Source organism: Streptomyces sp. NPDC048521, from assembly GCF_043199855.1.
GTDB lineage: Bacteria > Actinomycetota > Actinomycetes > Streptomycetales > Streptomycetaceae > Streptomyces.
Window position 1 is genome coordinate 133,655 of sequence record NZ_JBICWR010000008.1, and the last position, 19,389, is coordinate 153,043.

Annotated in this window: 13 protein-coding genes and 1 pseudogene; 7 read left to right on the forward strand and 7 right to left on the reverse strand. The window is 73.2% G+C overall.

Features of this window, described 5'->3' with window-relative positions:
- The first annotated feature begins 426 nt into the window (after positions 1-426).
- The 3 genes from ACGFRF_RS20345 (at position 427) to ACGFRF_RS20355 (ending at position 6,224) form a co-directional block, all read left to right on the forward strand.
- Positions 427-4,146, forward strand: a complete 3,720-nt coding sequence (locus ACGFRF_RS20345; protein ID WP_393741776.1) for an ABC transporter ATP-binding protein — start codon at positions 427-429, stop codon at positions 4,144-4,146.
- A gap of 150 nt (positions 4,147-4,296) precedes the next feature.
- Positions 4,297-4,689 (forward strand): hypothetical protein, encoded by a 393-nt coding sequence (locus ACGFRF_RS20350; RefSeq protein WP_393741778.1) that lies wholly within the window; start codon positions 4,297-4,299, stop codon positions 4,687-4,689.
- A 110-nt stretch (positions 4,690-4,799) separates the two neighbouring features.
- A complete protein-coding gene (locus ACGFRF_RS20355; protein WP_393741780.1) occupies positions 4,800-6,224 on the forward strand; it encodes a S28 family serine protease in 1,425 nt (474 codons plus the stop codon).
- 197 nt (positions 6,225-6,421) lie between these two features.
- On the opposite strand, the pseudogene ACGFRF_RS20360 reads toward ACGFRF_RS20355, so the two are convergent.
- The 3 genes and pseudogenes from ACGFRF_RS20360 to ACGFRF_RS20370 all read right to left on the reverse strand — a co-directional run bounded on the left by ACGFRF_RS20360 (position 6,422) and on the right by ACGFRF_RS20370 (position 10,439).
- A pseudogene (locus tag ACGFRF_RS20360) lies at positions 6,422-7,046 on the reverse strand (hypothetical protein).
- Between the two features lie 87 nt (positions 7,047-7,133).
- The gene (locus tag ACGFRF_RS20365) at positions 7,134-8,990 is read right to left on the reverse strand and encodes a glycoside hydrolase family 3 protein (protein ID WP_393741782.1); all 1,857 of its coding nucleotides are present in this window, start codon (positions 8,988-8,990) and stop codon (positions 7,134-7,136) included.
- A 507-nt stretch (positions 8,991-9,497) separates the two neighbouring features.
- The gene (locus ACGFRF_RS20370; RefSeq protein WP_393741784.1) at positions 9,498-10,439 is read right to left on the reverse strand and encodes a LysR family transcriptional regulator; all 942 of its coding nucleotides are present in this window, start codon (positions 10,437-10,439) and stop codon (positions 9,498-9,500) included.
- 50 nt (positions 10,440-10,489) lie between these two features.
- On the opposite strand from ACGFRF_RS20370, the gene ACGFRF_RS20375 reads away from it, so the two are divergent.
- On the forward strand, positions 10,490-11,080 hold the full coding sequence (locus ACGFRF_RS20375; protein WP_393741786.1) for an RBBP9/YdeN family alpha/beta hydrolase: 591 nt from the start codon (positions 10,490-10,492) through the stop codon (positions 11,078-11,080).
- Here the strand turns inward: ACGFRF_RS20375 and ACGFRF_RS20380 are convergent.
- The 4 genes from ACGFRF_RS20380 to ACGFRF_RS20395 all read right to left on the reverse strand — a co-directional run bounded on the left by ACGFRF_RS20380 (position 11,058) and on the right by ACGFRF_RS20395 (position 15,918).
- Positions 11,058-12,380 carry an MFS transporter gene (locus ACGFRF_RS20380; protein WP_393741788.1) on the reverse strand — a complete coding sequence of 441 codons (1,323 nt, stop codon included), beginning with the start codon at positions 12,378-12,380 and terminating at the stop codon, positions 11,058-11,060. The genes ACGFRF_RS20375 and ACGFRF_RS20380 overlap by 23 nt on opposite strands.
- Positions 12,381-12,589: 209 nt before the next feature.
- Positions 12,590-13,390 (reverse strand): sugar phosphate isomerase/epimerase family protein, encoded by an 801-nt coding sequence (locus ACGFRF_RS20385; protein WP_393742130.1) that lies wholly within the window; start codon positions 13,388-13,390, stop codon positions 12,590-12,592.
- Positions 13,391-13,408: 18 nt separating this feature from the next.
- Positions 13,409-14,341, reverse strand: coding sequence for a GNAT family N-acetyltransferase (locus ACGFRF_RS20390; RefSeq protein WP_393741790.1), 933 nt, complete (start codon positions 14,339-14,341; stop codon positions 13,409-13,411).
- Positions 14,342-14,868: 527 nt separating this feature from the next.
- Positions 14,869-15,918: a LacI family DNA-binding transcriptional regulator gene (locus ACGFRF_RS20395; protein WP_393741792.1), complete on the reverse strand. Its 1,050-nt coding sequence runs from the start codon at positions 15,916-15,918 to the stop codon at positions 14,869-14,871.
- 256 nt (positions 15,919-16,174) lie between these two features.
- On the opposite strand from ACGFRF_RS20395, the gene ACGFRF_RS20400 reads away from it, so the two are divergent.
- The 3 genes from ACGFRF_RS20400 to ACGFRF_RS20410 are packed head-to-tail and all read left to right on the forward strand — an operon-like array spanning position 16,175 to position 19,301.
- Positions 16,175-17,326 (forward strand): Gfo/Idh/MocA family protein, encoded by a 1,152-nt coding sequence (locus tag ACGFRF_RS20400; RefSeq protein ID WP_393741794.1) that lies wholly within the window; start codon positions 16,175-16,177, stop codon positions 17,324-17,326.
- Positions 17,323-18,474 carry a dihydrodipicolinate synthase family protein gene (locus ACGFRF_RS20405; protein WP_393741795.1) on the forward strand — a complete coding sequence of 384 codons (1,152 nt, stop codon included), beginning with the start codon at positions 17,323-17,325 and terminating at the stop codon, positions 18,472-18,474. Before ACGFRF_RS20400 ends, ACGFRF_RS20405 begins: the two co-directional genes overlap by 4 nt.
- Positions 18,475-18,503: 29 nt before the next feature.
- Positions 18,504-19,301, forward strand: coding sequence for a sugar phosphate isomerase/epimerase family protein (locus tag ACGFRF_RS20410; protein ID WP_393742132.1), 798 nt, complete (start codon positions 18,504-18,506; stop codon positions 19,299-19,301).
- The last annotated feature ends 88 nt before the right edge of the window (positions 19,302-19,389 follow it).

Sequence of the window (19,389 nt, forward strand, 5' to 3'; positions counted from 1 at the left end):
GGCCGACGCTTCATGGGGCGGTCCGCCGCCGGACACCGGACCGCCCTACGGTGACGGACCTGCGCCTGAGAGCCGTGCCCGCCACCCTCACCGCCGGCCCGGCGGCGGCCACCTGCCTGCCCGCCGCCGGGCCCGCGAGCGCCCGCAGGGCCGGCCGAGCAGCCCCAGCCGAACCCCTGCTGGACACCGTCGAGGGCATGACGGTCACCGTCCGTGACCGCACCGGACGGCTGAAGGTCGTTCCGGTGAGCGACGACGACGAGACGCGACCCAGACCACACGGTTCCTCTTCCTGCGGGTCAGTGCCGCCGGCCCAGGGGCGCGGGGAACGGCGCGACCAGCCACGACGGCCCCGCACCAGGAATAGGGCCGAACCCGCGGAGCGTTGTCCGTTGCGGCAGACCAGGTCGACAGAAGGGCACCCGCGTGGCAACGCAACGGGGATGGGCACGGCGGCTGGCGGCCTACGCCTGGCGGTATCCCAAGGACGTCGTCCTGGCCCTCGGCTCCTCCCTGGCCGGCATGGCCGTCCTCGCCGTCGTCCCGCTGATCACCAAGGTGATCATCGACGATGTGATCGGCGACCACAGCCGCGGCATGGCCCCGTGGGCCGGGGCCCTGCTCGGCGCGGCCCTCCTGGTCTACGCCCTCACCTACGTCCGCCGCTTCTACGGCGGCCGGCTCGCCCTCGACGTCCAGCACGACCTGCGCACCGAGATGTTCGGCACCATCACCCGGCTCGACGGCCGCCGCCAGGACGAGCTGTCCACCGGGCAGGTGATCGGCCGTGCCACCAGCGACCTCCAGCTGATCCAGGGCCTGCTCTTCATGCTCCCGATGACCATCGGGAACCTCCTGCTCTTCCTGATGTCCCTGGTGATCATGGCGTGGCTGTCGCTGCCGTTGACCCTGGTCGCGCTGGCCGTCGCCCCGGCGCTCGGCTACATCGCCACGCGCAGCCGCAGCAAGCTGCACCCCGCCACCTGGTACGCCCAGGCCCAGGCCGCCGCGGTCGCGGGCGTGGTCGACGGCGCGGTGAGCGGCGTCCGCGTGGTGAAGGGCTTCGGGCAGGAGGAGCAGGAGACCGGCAAACTCCGCGAGGTCGGCCGCCGCCTGTTCGCCGGACGCCTGCGCACCATCCGCCTGAACAGCAGGTACACCCCCGCCCTGCAGGCCGTACCCGCACTCGGCCAGGTCGCCATGCTGGCCCTCGGCGGCTGGCTCGCCGTGCGCGGGCACATCACGCTCGGCACCTTCGTCGCCTTCTCCACCTACCTCGCCCAGCTCGTCGGCCCGGTCCGCATGCTCGCGGTGGTCCTCACGGTCGCCCAGCAGGCCCGCGCCGGCACCGAGCGCGTCCTGGAGCTGATCGACACCGAGCCCACGCTGAAGGACGGCACCAAGGAACTGCCCGCCGACGCGCCCGCGACCGTCGAGTTCGACGACGTGTCCTTCTCGTACGACAGCGGTACGCAGGTCCTGGACGGGCTCAGCTTCGAGATCCGGCCCGGTGAGACCCTCGCCGTCGTCGGCTCCTCCGGCTCCGGAAAGTCCACCCTGTCCCTGCTCCTGCCGCGCTTCTACGACGTCGGCCACGGCGCCGTCCTGGTCGGCGGCCACGATGTGCGCGAGCTGACCCTGGACTCGCTGCGGGCCGCGATCGGCCTGGTCCCGGAGGACTCCTTCCTCTTCTCGGACACGGTCCGCGCCAACATCGCCTACGGCCGCCCGGACGCCGGCCAGGAGGAGATCGAGGCCGCCGCCCGCGCCGCCCAGGCGCACCGTTTCATCGCCGAGCTGCCCGAGGGCTACGACACCAAGGTCGGCGAGCACGGCCTGACCCTCTCCGGCGGCCAGCGCCAGCGCATCGCGCTCGCCCGCGCCCTGCTCACGGACCCGCGCCTGCTCGTCCTGGACGACGCCACCTCGGCCGTGGACGCCCGCGTCGAGCACGAGATCCACGAGGCGCTCACGCACGTCATGCGGGGCCGCACGACCCTCCTCATCGCGCACCGCCGCTCCACCCTGAACCTCGCCGACCGCATCGCCGTCCTGGACGGCGGCCGGCTCGCCGACCTCGGTACCCACGAAGAACTCCAGGAGCGCTCGGCCCTCTACCGCCGCCTGCTGACCGACCCGGACGAGCTGGGCGGGGTCTCCCCGGGCCACGGACGCCCGGCCGAGCCGCAGGAGGACACCTCCCTGCGCGAGGAGCTGGACGCCGAGTTCGACGCCGAGCGGGGCGTGACCCCGCGGCTGTGGACCGGCGACCGGGAGCCCAAGGACCAGGCGCTCAGCGGCACCCCGGCCGGCCCCGAACTCCTCGCCCAGGTGGAGGCGCTGCCCCCGGCCACCGACACCCCCGACATCGACGAGGGCCGGGCGGTGCTCCCGGAGGAGTCCTACGGCCTGCGCCGTCTGCTGCGCGGCTTCCGCGCGCCCCTGCTCGTCAGTCTGCTGCTGGTCGCCGTGGACGCGGGCGCAGGCCTGCTGCTGCCGGTGCTGATCCGGCACGGCATCGACCAGGGCGTCACCCGGATGGCCCTCGGGGCGGTGTGGGTGGCCGCCCTGCTCGGCCTGCTGACCGTCGTCGTCCAGTGGGCCGCGCAGACCGGTGAGACCCGGATGACCGGCCGCACCGGCGAACGCGTTCTGTACACGCTGCGGCTGAAGATCTTCGCCCAGCTCCAGCGGCTCGGCCTCGACTACTACGAGCGCGAGCTGACCGGCCGGATCATGACCCGGATGACGACGGACGTCGACGCCCTGTCGACGTTCCTGCAGACCGGTCTGGTCACGGCGTTCGTCTCCGTCGTCACCTTCTTCGGCATCATGGTCGTCCTGCTGGTGATCGACGTGCAGCTGGCCCTCGTGGTCTTCGCCACCCTGCCCCCGCTGATCGTCGCCACCTACTTCTTCCGCCGGGCGAGCGTGAAGGCGTACCAGCTGGCCCGCGAGCGCATCTCGGTGGTGAACGCCGATCTCCAGGAGTCGGTGTCGGGGCTGCGGATCGTGCAGGCCTTCCGGCGGGAGCGGGACGGCGCGCGGCGGTTCGCCGAGCGCAGCGACAGCTACCGCAGCGCCCGCATCCGCGGCCAGTGGCTGATATCGATCTACTTCCCCTTCGTCCAGCTGCTGTCCTCGGTCGCCGCGGCGGCCGTGCTGATCGCGGGCGCGGGACGGGTCGAGGCGGCCACGCTGACCACCGGCGCGCTGGTGGCGTACCTGCTCTACATCGACCTGTTCTTCGCGCCCGTGCAGCAGCTCTCCCAGGTCTTCGACGGCTACCAGCAGGCCACGGTGTCGCTGGGCCGCATCCAGGAGCTGCTGCGCGAGCCGACGTCCACGAAGTCCGCCGACGAACCCCTCGAGGTGCTGTCCCTGCGCGGTGACATCGCCTTCGAGGACGTGCGCTTCGCGTACGGCGACGACGAAGAGGCGCTCGCCGGTGTCGACCTGACGATCCCGGCCGGGCAGACGGTCGCGTTCGTCGGCGAGACGGGCGCCGGAAAGTCCACCCTGGTGAAGCTGGTGGCCCGGTTCTACGACCCCACCGCCGGCCGGGTCACGGTCGACGGCACGGATCTGCGGGCCCTGGACCTCACCTCGTACCGGCACCGGCTGGGAGTCGTCCCGCAGGAGGCGTACCTCTTCCCCGGCACGATCCGCGACGCCATCGCCTACGGCCGCCCCGACGCCACCGACGCCGAGGTGGAGGCGGCGGCCCGGGCGGTCGGCGCCCACGAGATGATCGCCACGCTGGAGGGCGGCTACCTGCACGAGGTCGCCGAGCGCGGCCGCAACCTCTCGGCCGGGCAGCGCCAGCTGATCGCCCTCGCCCGCGCCGAGCTGGTCGACCCCGATGTCCTGCTCCTCGACGAGGCCACGGCCGCCCTGGACCTCGCCACGGAGGCCCAGGTCAACCAGGCCACCGACCGGCTGGCGGGCCGCCGTACCACCCTGGTGGTGGCCCACCGGCTGACCACCGCGGCCCGCGCGGACCGGGTGGTGGTGATGGACCACGGCCGGGTCGTGGAGGACGGCACGCACGAGGAACTGCTGGCCCGCGGCGGCCGGTACGCCGAGCTGTGGCGGACCTTCGTGGGCCAGTCCGAGCCGGAGGAGCCGGTCGGCGCGTCCCGCTGAGACCGGTCCACGCCGCCCCCCGGCCAGGCCCGGCCGCCCCCCGGTCGACGCGTGCCGCTGACGGCCGTGCAACCATCCGACACATGGCGTGCGTCCGTACATCAGTACGGTCACCGGGGGACGGACGATCGCGGTACGGGGAGGATGACAGTGGACACAGGTGCGATACGCCGGCTGCTGGCGCTCGGCGCGGCCGTACTGGCCGCGTCCGGGGTGCTCGCCTTCACCGCGACCGGCACCGCACAGGCCGGCACGGCGAGCACCTGCGCGGGGCGCGAGGTGCGCACCCTGCCGTTCCGCACCGGGGTCACCCACGTCTACAAGCGCAACGGTTACGTCTGCGCCGTCACCGTCGCCAGGCACCCCGGCCCCACCCGGACCATGTCGGTCAGCGTGCAGGCCCGCGGCAACCGGCCGGTCGTCGACAAGGGCCGCTACAAGCACCACGCCGGCCCGGTCACCGTGCACGCCGGGCACCGCTGCGTGTGGATCAAGGGCTCGGTGGGCCGGTACGCGGTCAGCTCCGGCTGGATCCTGTGCTGAGCACCCTGAGCACCCGAACCCAGTGCTGAGTCCCGTTCAATTCCCTCTGGTGTGACGGCTGTTGCTGGGATAACTTCCGGCGCACATCTGTCTCACAGGGGAGAGTGCGCATGCGCAAGGCGCTCAGATGGCTGCTGGCGCTCACGGTGTTCATAGGCACGCTGAGCACGGCGGGCGCGGCCACCGCCGCACAGTCCGAGCCCACCGACATCAAGGACCGGCTGCTGTCCATACCGGGCATGAGCCTGATCCAGGAGAAGCCGTACACCGGCTACCGCTACTTCGTCCTGAACTACACCCAGCCGATCGACCACCGCCACCCCGACCGGGGCACCTTCCAGCAGCGCATCACCGTGCTGCACAAGGACACGAGCCGCCCGACGGTCTTCTACACCAGTGGCTACAACGTCTCCACGACCCCCTCGCGCCGCGAGCCCACCCAGATCGTGGACGGCAACCAGGTCTCCCTGGAGTACCGCTTCTTCACCCCGTCCCGCCCCGCCCCGGCCGACTGGTCCAAGCTCGACATCTGGCAGGCGGCAAGCGACCAGCACCGCGTGTACGAGGCCCTGAAGCCGGTCTACTCCGCCAACTGGCTGGCCACCGGCGGCTCCAAGGGCGGCATGACGGCCACGTACTACGAGCGGTTCTACCCGCGCGACATGGACGGCGTCGTCGCCTACGTCGCCCCGAACGACGTCGTCAACAACGAGGACTCGGCCTACGACCGCTTCTTCGCCCGCGTCGGCACCAAGGAGTGCCGGGACCGGCTGAACGCCGTGCAGCGGGAGGCGCTGGTGCGCCGCGAGCCGCTGGAACGCAAGTACGCGCAGTACGCCGCCGACAACGGCTACACCTTCGACACCGTCGGCGGCCTGGACAAGGCGTACGAGGCGGTCGTCCTCGACTACGTGTGGGGTTTTTGGCAGTACAGCCTGCTGAAGGACTGCGACACCGTCCCGGCGAACGCGGCCACCGCGAGCGACGACGAGATCTGGAACTCGGTCGACACCATCTCCGGCTTCTCGGCGTACACCGACCAGGGGCTGGAGACGTACACCCCGTACTACTACCAGGCGGGCACCCAGCTCGGCGCCCCGACGATCCACTTCCCGTACATCGAACGGAAGTTGATCCGCTACGGCTACCAGCCGCCGCGCAACTTCGTGCCCCGCTCCGTCCCGATGCGCTTCCAGCCGCGGACGATGCGGGACGTGGACAGCTGGGTCCGCCACCACGCCACGCACATGCTCTTCGTCTACGGCCAGAACGACCCCTGGGGCTCCGAGCGTTTCCGGCTCGGCGCGGGTGCCCGTGACTCCTACGTCTTCACCGCGCCCGGCCTGAACCACGGCGCGAACGTGGCGGGCCTGGTCCCCGACCAGAAGGCCCTCGCCACGGCCCGCATCCTGGAGTGGGCGGGCGTGGCCTCGCAGGCGGTCCGGGCGAACCCGTCAGCGGCCGCGCCGCTGGCCCGCTACGACGCGAAGCTGGACGCCCGGGACGTGTGGCGCGAGCCGGCGCTGCGGCCGTGATACGGGCGATCGGCCACGACGGCCGGTTCGGCACCGCCGCCCACCGCCGCCGTGGCCGACGCGTCGTGACGGACCGAGGGTGACCGGCGAGTCCAGGTGCCGCCTCCTGGTTGCGCCGCGACGGCGAGCAACCGTCGCGGCGCGGTCCGCCGGCCTCCCCGGTGCGCGATCCCCTGGGCCGGCCGCGCCCTCCGTGGTCACAGGCGCCGGGCGCAGCCCACCGGGTCGAGGCCGCCGAGGTGCACGTACAGCGCGGTGGACGCGGGGCAGTTCGCGCGGGCCGGGGTCGCCCTGGTGATCCGGTACCGGGGTGCGTGCCGGCCCGAGCCGTCGCACGGCGTCTCGCGGACCTGGCCGCTGCCGGAGCCGTACACGCAGTCGCCCGGGATCGTGCGCGGGCCGCCCCCGCCGCCGGGATCGCCGGGGTGCGGCGGTGCCAGGCCGCGCATGCAGGCGTACCCCCGCGGGATCGCGCCGTCGCCGTCCTCGTCGCCGGCCGCGGTCTGCGCGCTGATGTGCAGCACGAAGTCGGTGGTCGCCGGGCACGGCGGACCGTCGCTGACCGCACCGTCGTGGCGGGCGACGGCCTTGGCCGCCGCCCGCTCACCCGCACGGCACCTCGGTGAAGCTGGTCGTACCGAAGGAGCTGCACTCGCCGACCGCGAGGAACTCGGCACCGTGGCCGCCGCTCGTGGCCGCCGCGGACCGGGCGCTGCCCACCGGGGCGTCCGCCGGGCCCCGGCAGCCGGACAGGCCTGGCAGGCCGGCGACGACGAGCACGGCGAGCAGCAGCCGGCGACGCACTCCCGCGGCACGGTTCATGGCGATCCCCCCAGACACCCCGTCCAGCGTGGCCCGGACGCCGGGGCCACGCCGGCCGAACGGGCGGGTTTCCGCCCGTCGAGGGGGTCAGGCCCGGTGCGCTGCGTACGACTCGTACGACAGGCCGTGCCCGATCGGGTACAGCACCTGCGCCGGATCGTCCGCCCGCTGCACCGGCACCGGCAGCTTCCCGCGCGGCGACACCCGCCCGGCGATCACCCGTGCGGCGGCCCGCAGTTCGACGTCGGTCCAGCAGTAGGTCGCCAAGTAACCCTTCACCTGAGGCAGGTGGGCGACGTCGTACGGGTTGCGGACGGCCACCGCCACCACCGGCCTGCCCGTCGCCAGCAGCCGCTCCACCAGCGTCCGCTGGGAACTGCCCGCCGTCACGTTGTACGTGGCCACGACCACCGCGTCCGCGTCCTGCGCGGCCGTGACCGCCTTGGTGACGGTCGCGGCCGAGGGCGTGGTGCCGGTCGACAGGGCCGTGGCGGTGAAGCCCAGCTCGGTGAGGGCGGCGGCCAGCACGCCGGTGGGCGGGCCGGTGGTGCCGGACGGGGATGCCGGGTCGGCGCCGACGACCAGGATCCTGCGTGCGGCGTCGCGGTCGAGCGGGAGCAGGCCGTCGTCGTTGACCAGCAGCGTCGTGGTCCGCTCGGCGATCCGGTCGGCGGCGGCCAGATGGGCCTCGGTGCCCACCGTGCGGTCCACGCCCGACCGGCTGACGTAGGCGTGGCCGAAGAGCCCGAGCCGGGCCTTGAGGCGCAGGATGCGCAGGATCGATTCGTCCAGGCGCGCCTCGGTCAGCTCGCCCTCCTGGACGGCCTTCAGGACCGCGTGCCAGGCCACGTCGATGGACGGCGGGTTGAGCAGCTGGTCGACACCGGCCTTGAGCGCGAGCACCGGCACCCGGTCGTCGCCGTACTTGGTGCGGACGCCCTCCATGCCGAGCGAGTCGGTGATCACGACCCCGTCGTAGCCGAGTTCGCCGCGCAGGATGCCGGTGAGGATCGGGTGGGACAGGGTGGCCGGGTCACCGGAGTCGTCGAGGGCCGGGAACTGGATGTGCGCGGTCATGATCGAGTCGATGCCCGCCCGGATCGCGGCCCGGAAGGGCACCGCGTCCAGCGTCTCCCACAGTTCCCGGCTGTGCGTGATGACCGGGAAGCCGTAGTGGCTGTCGACGGCGGTGTCCCCGTGGCCCGGGAAGTGCTTGGCGGTCGCCGCGACCCGGGACGCCTGATAGCCCTTCACCTCGGCGGCCACCAGCGTGGCCACCGCCTCCGGGTCGGCGCCGAAGGACCGCACGCCGATGACCGGGTTGGCCGGGTTGACGTTCACATCGGCGTCGGGGGAGTAGTCCTGGTTGATGCCCATCGCGCGCAGTTCGGCGCCGGAGATCCGGCCGAGGGTGCGGGCGTCGGAGCGGGAGCCGCCCGCGCCGATCGCCATGGCGCCGGGGAAGAGCGTCGCGGGCTTGCCGACCCGGCAGACGGCGCCGTGCTCCTGGTCGGTGGCGATGAGCACCGGCAGTCCGCGCGGCTGGTCCAGGGAGGCCCGCTGGATGCCGTTGGACAGGTCCGCGATCTGGTGCGGGTCACGGGTGTTGTGGGCCCAGGCGAAGTAGATGATGCCGCCGACCCGGTACTCGGCGATCAGCTCGGCGGCGGTGCGGACCCCGAGCTCCTTGAGGTTGGCGTCGACGTCGGCCTGGTCGGGGGCGGTGGCGGAGTGGCCGTAGACCCGCATCACGAAGAGCTGGCCGACCTTCTCCTCCAGCGACATCCGGGAGATCAGGGCACGTAGGTGGTGGTCGTCGGGGGTGGCGGCGCGGGCGGTCGTCGGTACGGTCAGCGCGGCGGTGAGTCCCGCGGTCGCGGCGAGTACCGCGCGTCTGGACGGCCGTGCGGTGTTTCCCGTGCTTCCCGTGCTGGTGTCGTGCACGTGCGCTCCTTCCGAAGGAGTACCGCTGAAGGAAACTTCCAAGGAGTCACCAATATCCGGGAAGTTTCTTTCCGTCAAGGGAACGCACAGTACCGGCGGATGGGGCCGCCACCGGCGCATGGGAGGGGGGCGCGCCGGTGACGGCGGGCTGTCGGCCGTGCCGCGGCCAAGAGGGTGGGTCGGCGATCGCGGCCAGTCGCGAGGGGCCGACACCACGGCACGGAGACTCGTCCGGCAACCCGACCGTTGGACGGCCGGAGGCGTCAACGGGTTCCCGGCCCCCGGAACCCGCCCGGCACCGTGCAAGGGTCCGCCACGGGAGGAGTCGGGCGGCGGAACACCCGGGACCGAAGGGGCATCCGGCGGAAGGTACGTCCGGCACGGGAATGGACGTCATGCCCTTCGCGGTGACCGCCCTGCGCACCCCCGGTCTGCCGTACGACGATCCCGCCTGCGTACGCAAGACGTTCCCGGGCTTCCACGAGGCGTTCGCGGCGTCGCGCGCGGTCAGCCGACCACCGTCGACTCCTCGGCCGCGCAGCGCAGTTGGTCCCGTAGCGCGCTCAGTACCGGATCCCCCTCCGCCCCGGCCCGCACCGCCGCGAACACGTTCCGGGACGGGGGCTGCCCCGCCACCGGCAGCACCGTGAGGCGGCGGTGGGCGTACAGCGGCCGTACCAGGCGCGGCACCAGCGCCACCCCGGCGCCCGCCTCCACCAGGGCGGTCAGCGCGGCCCAGTCGTTCACCGCGTGACGGACGTCCGGGGTGAAGCCGGCGGCCGCGCACACCGCGCGGGCCACCGCACCGCAGCAGCTCTCGGCGGCGCCGACGATCCAGGGCTCGCCGGCCAGGTCCCGCAGGGGGACACGGTCGCGGCCGGCCAAGGGGTGGCCCTCGGGCACGACCAGGTCGAGGACGTCCGTCAGCAGGTCGGTACGGGTGTAACGGCGGTCGGTGTGCGGCGGCGTGGCCGCGAAGTCGACGGCCACCACGACGTCCAGCCGGCCCGCGTCGAGCGCGGTGAACACGTCCGGCGGCTCGGCCTCGACCACGTCCACCCGGACGTGCGGAAGCCGGCCGGCCAGCGCGCGCAGGACCGGCGGCAGCAGTCCCAGGATGCCGCTGCCGAAGCAGCCGATCGTGACCTGCCCGCGCCCGCCCTCCCGGTACGCCGCCAAGTCGGCTCGTGCTCGCTCCAGTTGGGCGGCGATGGTCTCGGCGTGGGCGAGCAGGACACGGGCCTGGCCGGTCAGCCGTACGCCCCGCCCGTCGCGTTCCGTCAGCGGCGCGCCGACCTCCCGGGCCAGCGTCGCGATCTGCTGGGACACCGCCGACGGGGTCAGGTGCAGGGCCTCGGCGGTGCGGGCCAGGCTGCCGCGGCGCTGGAGTTCCCGCAGCACGGTCAGCCGCCGCACGTCGATCGTGAAGGCAGTGCTTATCCGTTCCACCCGGAAACATTAACTGGACCGTGGGGGAGGGGGCGGAAATCATCGCAGGCATGACCACACGCTCGTACCTCATCCTGCACGGCTGGCAGAACCACCGTCCGAAGGGCCACTGGCAGCACTGGCTCGCCGACCGGCTCACCGCGCTGGGCCATCGGGTCGGCTACCCCCAGCTGCCCGACCCCGACGCTCCCGACCTGGACGTCTGGCTCGGCGAACTGGCCCTCCACCTGGAGCAGATGGACGGCTCCGGGGAGCGGGTCGTCGTGGCGCACAGCGCGTCGGCCCTGCTGTGGCTGCACGCCGCCGCCCGTGGAATGAAGCAGTTGCGGCATGCGGACCGGGTGCTGCTGGTCGCTCCGCCGTCCGCGTCCTTCCTCGCCGGGCAGCCCGTGGTGACCGCGTTCGCCCCGCCCGCCCTCGACTTCACCCTGCCCGGGCCGGCTCGGCTGGTCGCGGGCGACGACGACCCGTACTGCCCGCAGGACGCGGCCACGCTCTTCGCCGAGCCCCTCGGCATCCCCGCCGACATCCTCCCCGGCGCCGCCCACCTCGACCTGGACGCGGGGTACGGCCCCTGGCCGGCGGTCCTGGACTGGTGCCTCACCGGCACCACACCGCTCACGGCGCGTCCGGCGCGGTAGCCGTTCCGCCGGGGAGGATGCCGTCCGGGAGCGCGGGGGCGCCGTCCGGCACTCCGGTGGCGTCGTCGCCCTCCCCGCCGCCTGCCCGCTCCCGCAGCTCGGGTGTGGTCGCCGCCACCCCCGCCACCGCCAGCACGCACAGCAGGCCGCCGGTGATCAGGGCGGTCGAGCCGGAGGTCCAGCCGGCGAGCAGGCCGCCGCGTACGTTGCCCAGGCTGGGGCCCGCCTGGCCGACGATCTGCTCGGCCGCCGTCACCCGGCCGAGCAGCGCGTCCGGGGTGCGGGTCTGCACGATCGTGGAGCGGGCGACCACCGAGGTGGCGTCCGCCGCCCCGGCGATCATGAGCAGCGCGAGCCCGATCCAGGGCCGGGTGGACAGGCCGAACAGCACCAGGGCCGCGCCCCAGGTGCAGGCGGCGCACAGCATCACCGGTCCCGGCCGGTCGAGCCGGGTCAGCGGCCCGGACAGCGCGGTCGCCGCGACGCCGCCGACCGCGAGCGCCGACAGGAACAGGCCGAGGGTGCGCGGATCGCCGCCGAACCGCTCGGAGTTCACCAGCGGGAACAGGCTCACCGGGAAGGACAGCACGGTGGCGGCGAGGTCGGTGATCAGCGCGCCCCGTACCACCCGGTGCCCGGCCAGGAACCGCAGCCCGTCCAGCACCCCCTGCACACCCGCCCGCGACGGCTCGCCCTCCGGCGGCAGCGCGGGCAGCCCGAAGGCGCCGTAGAAGGCGAAACCGAAACTGAGGGCGTCCAGCAGATAGCAGACGCCGATGCCGAACCAGCCCAGCAGCACCCCGGCCAGGGCGGGCCCCAGCAGCATCATCGACTGGCCGGTGATCTGGTTCAGCGCGAGACCGGCGGCCACCTGGTCCTTGGGCAGCAGACGGGGTACGAAGACACCGGCGGCCGGGGCGCCCAGCGCGCCGAACGCCGACTGCGCGGCCACGAGCAGCAGCACCACCGCCACCGGCACGTGCCCGGTGAATCCCTGGACGGCGAGCAGCAGGGAGCAGGCCGCCTGGCCGACGGTGGCCGCGAGGTAGATCCGGCGCCGGTCGGCCCGGTCCACCCACGCCCCGGCGAACAGGCCGAACACCACCAGCGGCAGCGCCTGCGCGAGCCCCACCGCGCCGGTCCAGGCGCTGCTGCGGGTCAGGTCCCACACCTGGTACATGACCGTCACCATGGTCATGAACGCGCCGAGCACGGACACGGTCCGGCCGATCAGCAGCCGCCGGAAGACGGGTGAGGTGCGCAGTGGGCGAATGTCGACGAGCGAGCGGGTCACGCTCATGAGCGAAGAAGGGCGCGGCGCCCCGGCGACTGCATCACCGGGGGAGGCTAACCGGACGGCGACGACCCGGCCAGTCAATTTACCCCGCCCCTGCTGCCCGGGTCCGGGTCCCCGAGCGGCGCCCTCCCAGCCTTGGGTGGCGTTCCCAGGGGCGCGGGGAACTGCGCGACCAGCCGCCGGCACCGCACACCAAGGCTTCCCGGCGGAGCCTAGGCCGCCTCGCCCAGCAGCCGTACAAGGTGGTCCCGGCCCGCGTCCAGCAGCCCGGGAAGCGGGGCGGCGCTCTCGTACCACCGCTTCTCGTACTCCCAGCACAGCCAGCCGTCCCAGCCGTGCCGGGAGAGGACGTCCACGCACTCGGTGAGCGGCAGCACACCCGCACCGAGCGGCAGCGGGGTGCTGTCCTCGGCCGAGGAGATGTCCTTGACCTGCACGTACCCCAGGTGCGGGGCGAGAGCCGCGTACGTCTGCGAGGGCTGTTCGCCGCCCAGCCAGGTGTGCATCACGTCCCACAGCGCGCCCACCTGCCGGTGGCCGACCGGGCCGAGGATCCGGATCGCGTCGGCGCCGGTGCGGTGCGAGTCGTGGGTCTCCAGCAGGATGCGGACGCCGAGCGAGGCGGCGTCCTCGGCGGCGGTGCCGAGCCGCCGGGCGGCGACGGCGTCGGCCTCCTCACGAGGCCGGCCGGGATCGGCGCCGGGGAACACACGGACGAAGGGCGCGCCCAGGTCATGGGCCAGCTGGAGGAGATCGTGGATCTCCTCCAGCACGGGACCGTCGTCACCTGGGGCGGCCACGCGCGCGTACCCGGCGATGCCCAGCACCTCGACCCCGGCGCCCTTGAACAGGGCCGCGGTCTCGGCGCGGTCGTCGGGGGAGAGGCCGGGGTGCACCGGCTCCTCCGGGTGGGCGCGCAGTTCGACGCCGTGGTAGCCGTGTGCGGTCGCGAGCGCCAGGACCTCCGGGACGGGCAGGCCGGGGACACCGAGAGTGGAGAACGCCAGCTTCATGGGCACGGAAAGTACCCCTCAGTCGCCGGGTCCATGCAATTCCAGCCGCCAGTCCTGGCCGACGAGGTCCTTGCCGAAGGAGCGGTGGGGTTTCTCGGCGACGAGGACGAAGCCGTGCCGCTGGTAGAGGTGGCGGGCGCTGCTGAGCACGTCGTTGGTCCAGAGCACCAGGTCGCGGTAGCCGGCCCCGCGTGCGAAGTCGACGACGGCCCGCACCAGCCGGTCGCCGATGCCGTGCCCGCGCGCCTCGGGCTCCACGAGCAGCAGCCGCAGCCGCGCGGTGCCGGGCACGTCGTCCCGTACGCACATCACGCAGCCCACCGGGCGCCGGTCCGACTCCGCGATCCACACCCGCTCCAGACGCGGGTCGTGGTCCTCCGCGAAGTCGGCGACGATCCGGGCGACGAGGCCCTCGTAGTCGGCGTTCCAGCCGTACTCGGCCGCGTACAGGGCGGCGTTGCGCTGCACGATCCAGCCGAGGTCCCCGGGGCGCGGCTCGCGCAGCACGGCCTCCCCGGGCTGCCGATCCGGCCGGTCCCCGAGGATGCCCCGAAGGGTCCCCATGGCCTCGGCCAGCCGCGGCCGGTCCTTCGGGTCCACGGTGTCGAGCAGCGCTCCGACCGTCTGCCGGGCCCGCTCGTCCAGCAGCCCGGCGGCCTCCTGCCCGCGCGCGGTGAGCCGCACCCGGCGCCGGCGCGGATCGCTCTCGGACGGCCCGCGCTCGACCAGCCCGCCCTCCTCGAACTTGTTCAGGATCCGGCTCAGGTACCCCGCGTCCAGGTCGAGCAGGGTCCGCAGATCGGCCGCGTCCATATGCGGGACCCGGGCCAGTTCGTAGAGCACGCGGGACTCGGTGAGGGTGTACGGGGCGTAGAGGTGGCGGCCGTAGTCGAGGGCGCCGATGAGACCCGTGTAGAAGCGGTTGAAGGCGCGGACGTCCTGGACGCTCATGATCGCTCTCCGGATGTTTGACGCAGTCAGAGATACCGGCACTCCGAGACTAGCCAGGTGTGCTGTCCGGGGACGTCGGTGAGTCACTCGCGACGGCGGCTGACGGTCTCGGTCCGTGGGCAGCGCCTTCTGTGCGAAGACGGTCCGCGTAGGATCACCGCACCCGAGTGCGCCCGGCACGCGGGTCATGCTCCGCCTCGCGACGCAGCGCACCATACGCCCGGCCCCATCCGAGGTGATCCGAACGGCGCCCCAGCCGATGCGGTGCCCCGGCCGATGCCCGTCCGTGTTCTGGACGCCCGCGGCGCCCCAGCCGATGCGCGCCCGCGCCCCAGTCGATGCGGCGCCCCGGCCGATGCCCGTCCGTGTTCTGGACGCCCGCGGTGCCCCGGCCGATGCGCGCCCGCGCCCCAGTCGATGCGGCGCCCCGGCCGATGCCCGTCCGTGTTGTGGACGCCCGCGGTGCCCCGGCCGATGCCTGCCGGTGTTCTGGACGCCCGCGGCGCCCCGGCCGAGGCCCGCCGCGTTCAGGACGCCCGCGGCGCCCCCGTGGACCCCCGCACCATCAACTCCCCCCGCACCGAGGCGATCCCCCCGGGCGGCGGTTCCTCGCGGCCCATCGCGATGCGGCCGGCCCGTGCCCCCGCCTCCGACAACGGCAGGCGCACCGTCGTGAGCGACGGCACCGCGTCGATGCTGAACGGCAGGTCGTCGAAGCCGGCCACCGAGACGTCCCCGGGGATGCGCAGGCCGGACTCGCGCAGGGCGGCGCAGGCGCCGAGGGCGACGGAGTCGTTCGCGGCGACGATCGCCGTCAGCGAGGGGTCCCGGCGCAGAAGTTCCAGCGTGGCCTCGTAGCCGGACCGGCGGTCGTAGCGGCCGTACACCGTCCAGCGCGGGTCCTCCTCGATGCCGGCTCCCGCCAGCGCCTCCCGGTGGCCCTCCAGGCGATGGCGGGTCGTCGTACGTTCCTCGGGGCCGGCGATGTAGCCGAGGCGGCGGTGGCCGAGGCCGATGAGATGGTCCGTCAGCGCGCGGGCGCCACCGCGGTTGTCGAAGGTGAGGGCGATGGCCTCGGTGTCCGGTGCCGGCGGGCGCCCGCACAGCACCACCCGGGTCCCGGCCTCCGCCAGCTTCCGCAGCTTCGCCGCGACCGCCGCCGCGTGCGGCACGTCCTCCACGGCCCCGCCGGTCAGCACCACGGCCGCGGCCCGCTGCCGCTGGAGCAGGGTCAGATACGTCAGCTCGCGCTCCGGGGATCCACCGGTGTTGCAGACGACCGCCAGACGTTCCCCGCCCGCACGCCCGCCCGGCCCCCCGATCTCGGCCTGGATGGCGCTCGCCATGATCCCGAAGAACGGGTCGGCGATGTCGTTGACGAGGATGCCGACCAGGTCGGAGGTGGCGGCGGCGAGCGCGCTGGCGGGGCCGTTGAGGACGTAGTCCAGTTCGTCCACCGCCCGCAGCACCCGCTCGCGGGTGGACGCGGCCACCGGATAGTTGCCGTTCAGCACGCGCGACACCGTCGCGGGGGAGACCTGGGCGCGGGCCGCCACGTCCGCCAGGGTCACCGTCATCTCGTCGTCCTCCGGTCGCGCTTCGTGTCGTACGCCCTCGTAGACAGCCAGGCCCCGCTCCTGGTTCCGAGGGACTGTGGAGCAGACCCTAAAGCCCCGGACCCCCGTTGTTCGCCCCCTCGAACAACTCGAAGAGGACACGGTCTTGTACAGACCACTGCTCAGAGGCTAGCTTCTCATCGGTTAGAAAGCGCTTGCTGTACTACCGACGCCGCTGCTGAACGGGGCGCGTGGCGCCCATGAAGGGGACTGAGACGTGACACGCAAGACGGTGCGTATCGCCATGAACGGCGTGACCGGGCGCATGGGCTACCGCCAGCACCTCGTCCGGTCGATCCTCGCCCTGCGCGAACAGGGCGGACTCGACCTCGGCGACGGCACCGTGCTCTGGCCCGAGCCGATCCTGCTCGGCCGCCGCGAGCACGCCCTGCGGGAGATCGCCGAACGGCACGCCCTGGAGCACGTCTGCACCGACGTCGACGCCGTCCTCGCCGACCCCACCGTCGACCTCTACTTCGACTCCCAGGTCACCTCCGCCCGCGAGGAGTCGCTCAAGAAGGCGATCGCGGCCGGCAAACACGTCTACACCGAGAAGCCCACCGCGACCGGCCTCGACGGCGCCCTCGAACTCGCCCGCCTCGCCCACGCCAAGGGCATCAAGCACGGCGTCGTCCAGGACAAGATCTTCCTGCCGGGCCTGCTGAAGCTGAAGCGGCTCATCGACGGCGGCTTCTTCGGCCGCATCCTCTCCGTCCGCGGCGAGTTCGGCTACTGGGTCTTCGAGGGCGACTGGCAGCCCGCCCAGCGCCCCTCCTGGAACTACCGCGCCGAGGACGGCGGTGGCATCGTCGTCGACATGTTCCCGCACTGGGAATACGTCCTGCACGAGCTGTTCGGCCGCGTGAAGTCGGTCCAGGCCCTGGCCACCACCCACGTCCCGCAGCGCTGGGACGAACAGGGCAAGCCCTACGACGCCACCGCCGACGACGCCGCCTACGGCATCTTCGAACTCGAGGGCGGCGCCATCGCCCAGATCAACTCCTCCTGGGCGGTCCGCGTCAACCGGGACGAACTCGTCGAGTTCCAGGTCGACGGCACCGAGGGCTCGGCGGTGGCCGGTCTCCGCAAGTGCCGCGCACAGCACCGCAGCGCCACTCCCAAGCCCGTCTGGAACCCGGACGTCCCCGCCACCGAGGCCTTCCGCGACCAGTGGCAGGAGGTGCCCGACAACGCCGAGTTCGACAACGGCTTCAAGGCCCAGTGGGAGCTGTTCCTCAAGCACGTGTACGCCGACGCCCCCTACCACTGGGACCTGCTCGCCGGCGCCCGTGGCGTGCAACTCGCCGAGCTGGGGCTGAGGTCCTCCGCCGAGGGCCGCCGCGTCGACGTACCGGAGATCTCGCTGTGACCATCCGACTGCCCTCCGCGGACGGCACCTTGCGGACGTACGAGCCCCGCACCGAGCCGCTGGTGGTGTCGCCGGGCACCCCCTTCACCTCCCGTACGGTCTTCTCCGCGGCCCACGTCGTCGCCGACCCGTACGCGGACGTCTCGCCCGACTCGCCCGCCGCCGTCGACTGGGACGCCACCCTCGCCTTCCGCCGCCACCTGTGGTCCCACGGCCTCGGTGTCGCCGAGGCGATGGACACCGCCCAGCGCGGCATGGGCCTGGACTGGGCGGGCGCGGCCGAACTGATCCGCCGGTCGGCGGCGGAGGCGAAGGCGGTCGGCGGCCGCATCGCCTGCGGGGTCGGCACCGACCAGATCACCGGGGGATCCCTGGTGGACATCAAGGCCGCCTACGAGGAACAGCTCGCGGTGGTCGAGGAGTCGGGCGCCCAGGCGATCCTGATGGCGTCCCGGGCCCTGGCCGCCGCCGCCTCCGGCCCCGAGGACTACCTGGAGATCTACGGCCACCTGCTGCGCCAGTCCGCCGAACCGGTGATCCTGCACTGGCTGGGCCCGATGTTCGATCCGGCGCTGGCGGGCTACTGGGGTTCGGACGACCTCGACGCGGCCACGGACACCTTCCTGGAGGTCATCGCCGCCCACCCCGACAAGGTGGACGGCATCAAGGTGTCGTTGCTGGACGCGCGGCGGGAGGTCGACCTGCGTCGTCGCCTGCCCGGCGGGGTCCGCTGCTACACGGGCGACGACTTCCACTACCCCGAGCTGATCGCGGGCGACGACCGCGGCTTCAGCCACGCCCTGCTCGGCATCTTCGACCCGCTGGGCCCGCTGGCGGCGGAGGCGGTACGGGTGCTCGACACGGGGGACGTCCAGGGCTTCCGGACCCTCCTGGACCCGACGGTCGGCCTCTCCCGCCACCTCTTCCAGGCCCCCACCCGCTTCTACAAGACGGGCGTGGTCCTCCTCGCCTGGCTCGCGGGCCACCAGTCGCACTTCACGATGGTCGGCGGCCTGCAGTCGGCCCGCTCCCTCCCGCACCTCGCCCGCGCCTACGAACTCGCCGACGCACTCGGCCTGTTCCCGGACCCCAAGCTCGCCGAGGAACGGATGAAGACCCTGCTGTCGCTGTACGGGGTGAACCAGTGAACGACCTCGCGCGCTTCTCCATCAACCAGATGACGGTCAAACAGCTGTCGATGCCCGAACTCGTCGATGCCTGTCGCGGGTTGGGCGTCACGAACGTCGGCCTGTGGCGGGAGCCCGTCCAGGCGTACGGCGCGCAGGCGACCGCCGAGCTGGTCCGCGACGCGGGCCTGACCGTCACCACGCTGTGCCGCGGCGGCTTCCTCACGGCGATCGACCCGGCGGAGCGCGCCGAGGCCCTGGACGACAACCGCCGAGCGGTCGACGAGGCGGCGACGCTGGGCACGGACACGCTGGTTCTGGTCTCAGGCGGCCTCCCGGCCGGTTCGAAAGACCTGCACGGCGCGCGCGAGCGGATCGCGGACGCGCTGGCGGTGCTCGGGCCGTACGCGGAGGACCACGGGGTGAGGCTGGCGATCGAACCGCTGCACCCGATGTTCGCCTCGGACCGCTGTGTGGTCTCCACCCTCGCCCAGGCCCTCGACCTCGCCGAGCGCTTCCCCGCCCGGCAGGTCGGCGTCACGGTCGACACGTACCACGTCTGGTGGGACGACACCGCGCCCGCGCAGATCGCCCGGGCGGGCGCGGGTGGCCGCATCCACGCCTTCCAACTCGCGGACTGGATCACTCCGTTGCCCGAGGGCGTGCTGAACGGCCGCGGGCAGATCGGCGACGGCTCGATCGACATGCGGGAGTGGCAGGGCTACGTGGAGGCGGCCGGATACACCGGCGCCATCGAGGTGGAGCTGTTCAACGAGGCGCTGTGGTCGCGCGACGGCCGGGAGACGCTGGCGCGGACGGCGGCGCGGTTCGTGGAGCACACGGCTTAGCGCAGCGGGACGCCGACGGTTTCCGGTCCGCCGGCGCGCGGGGAATGCCGAGGGGGCGTGCCTGGTCCGACGGACCGGCACGCCCCCC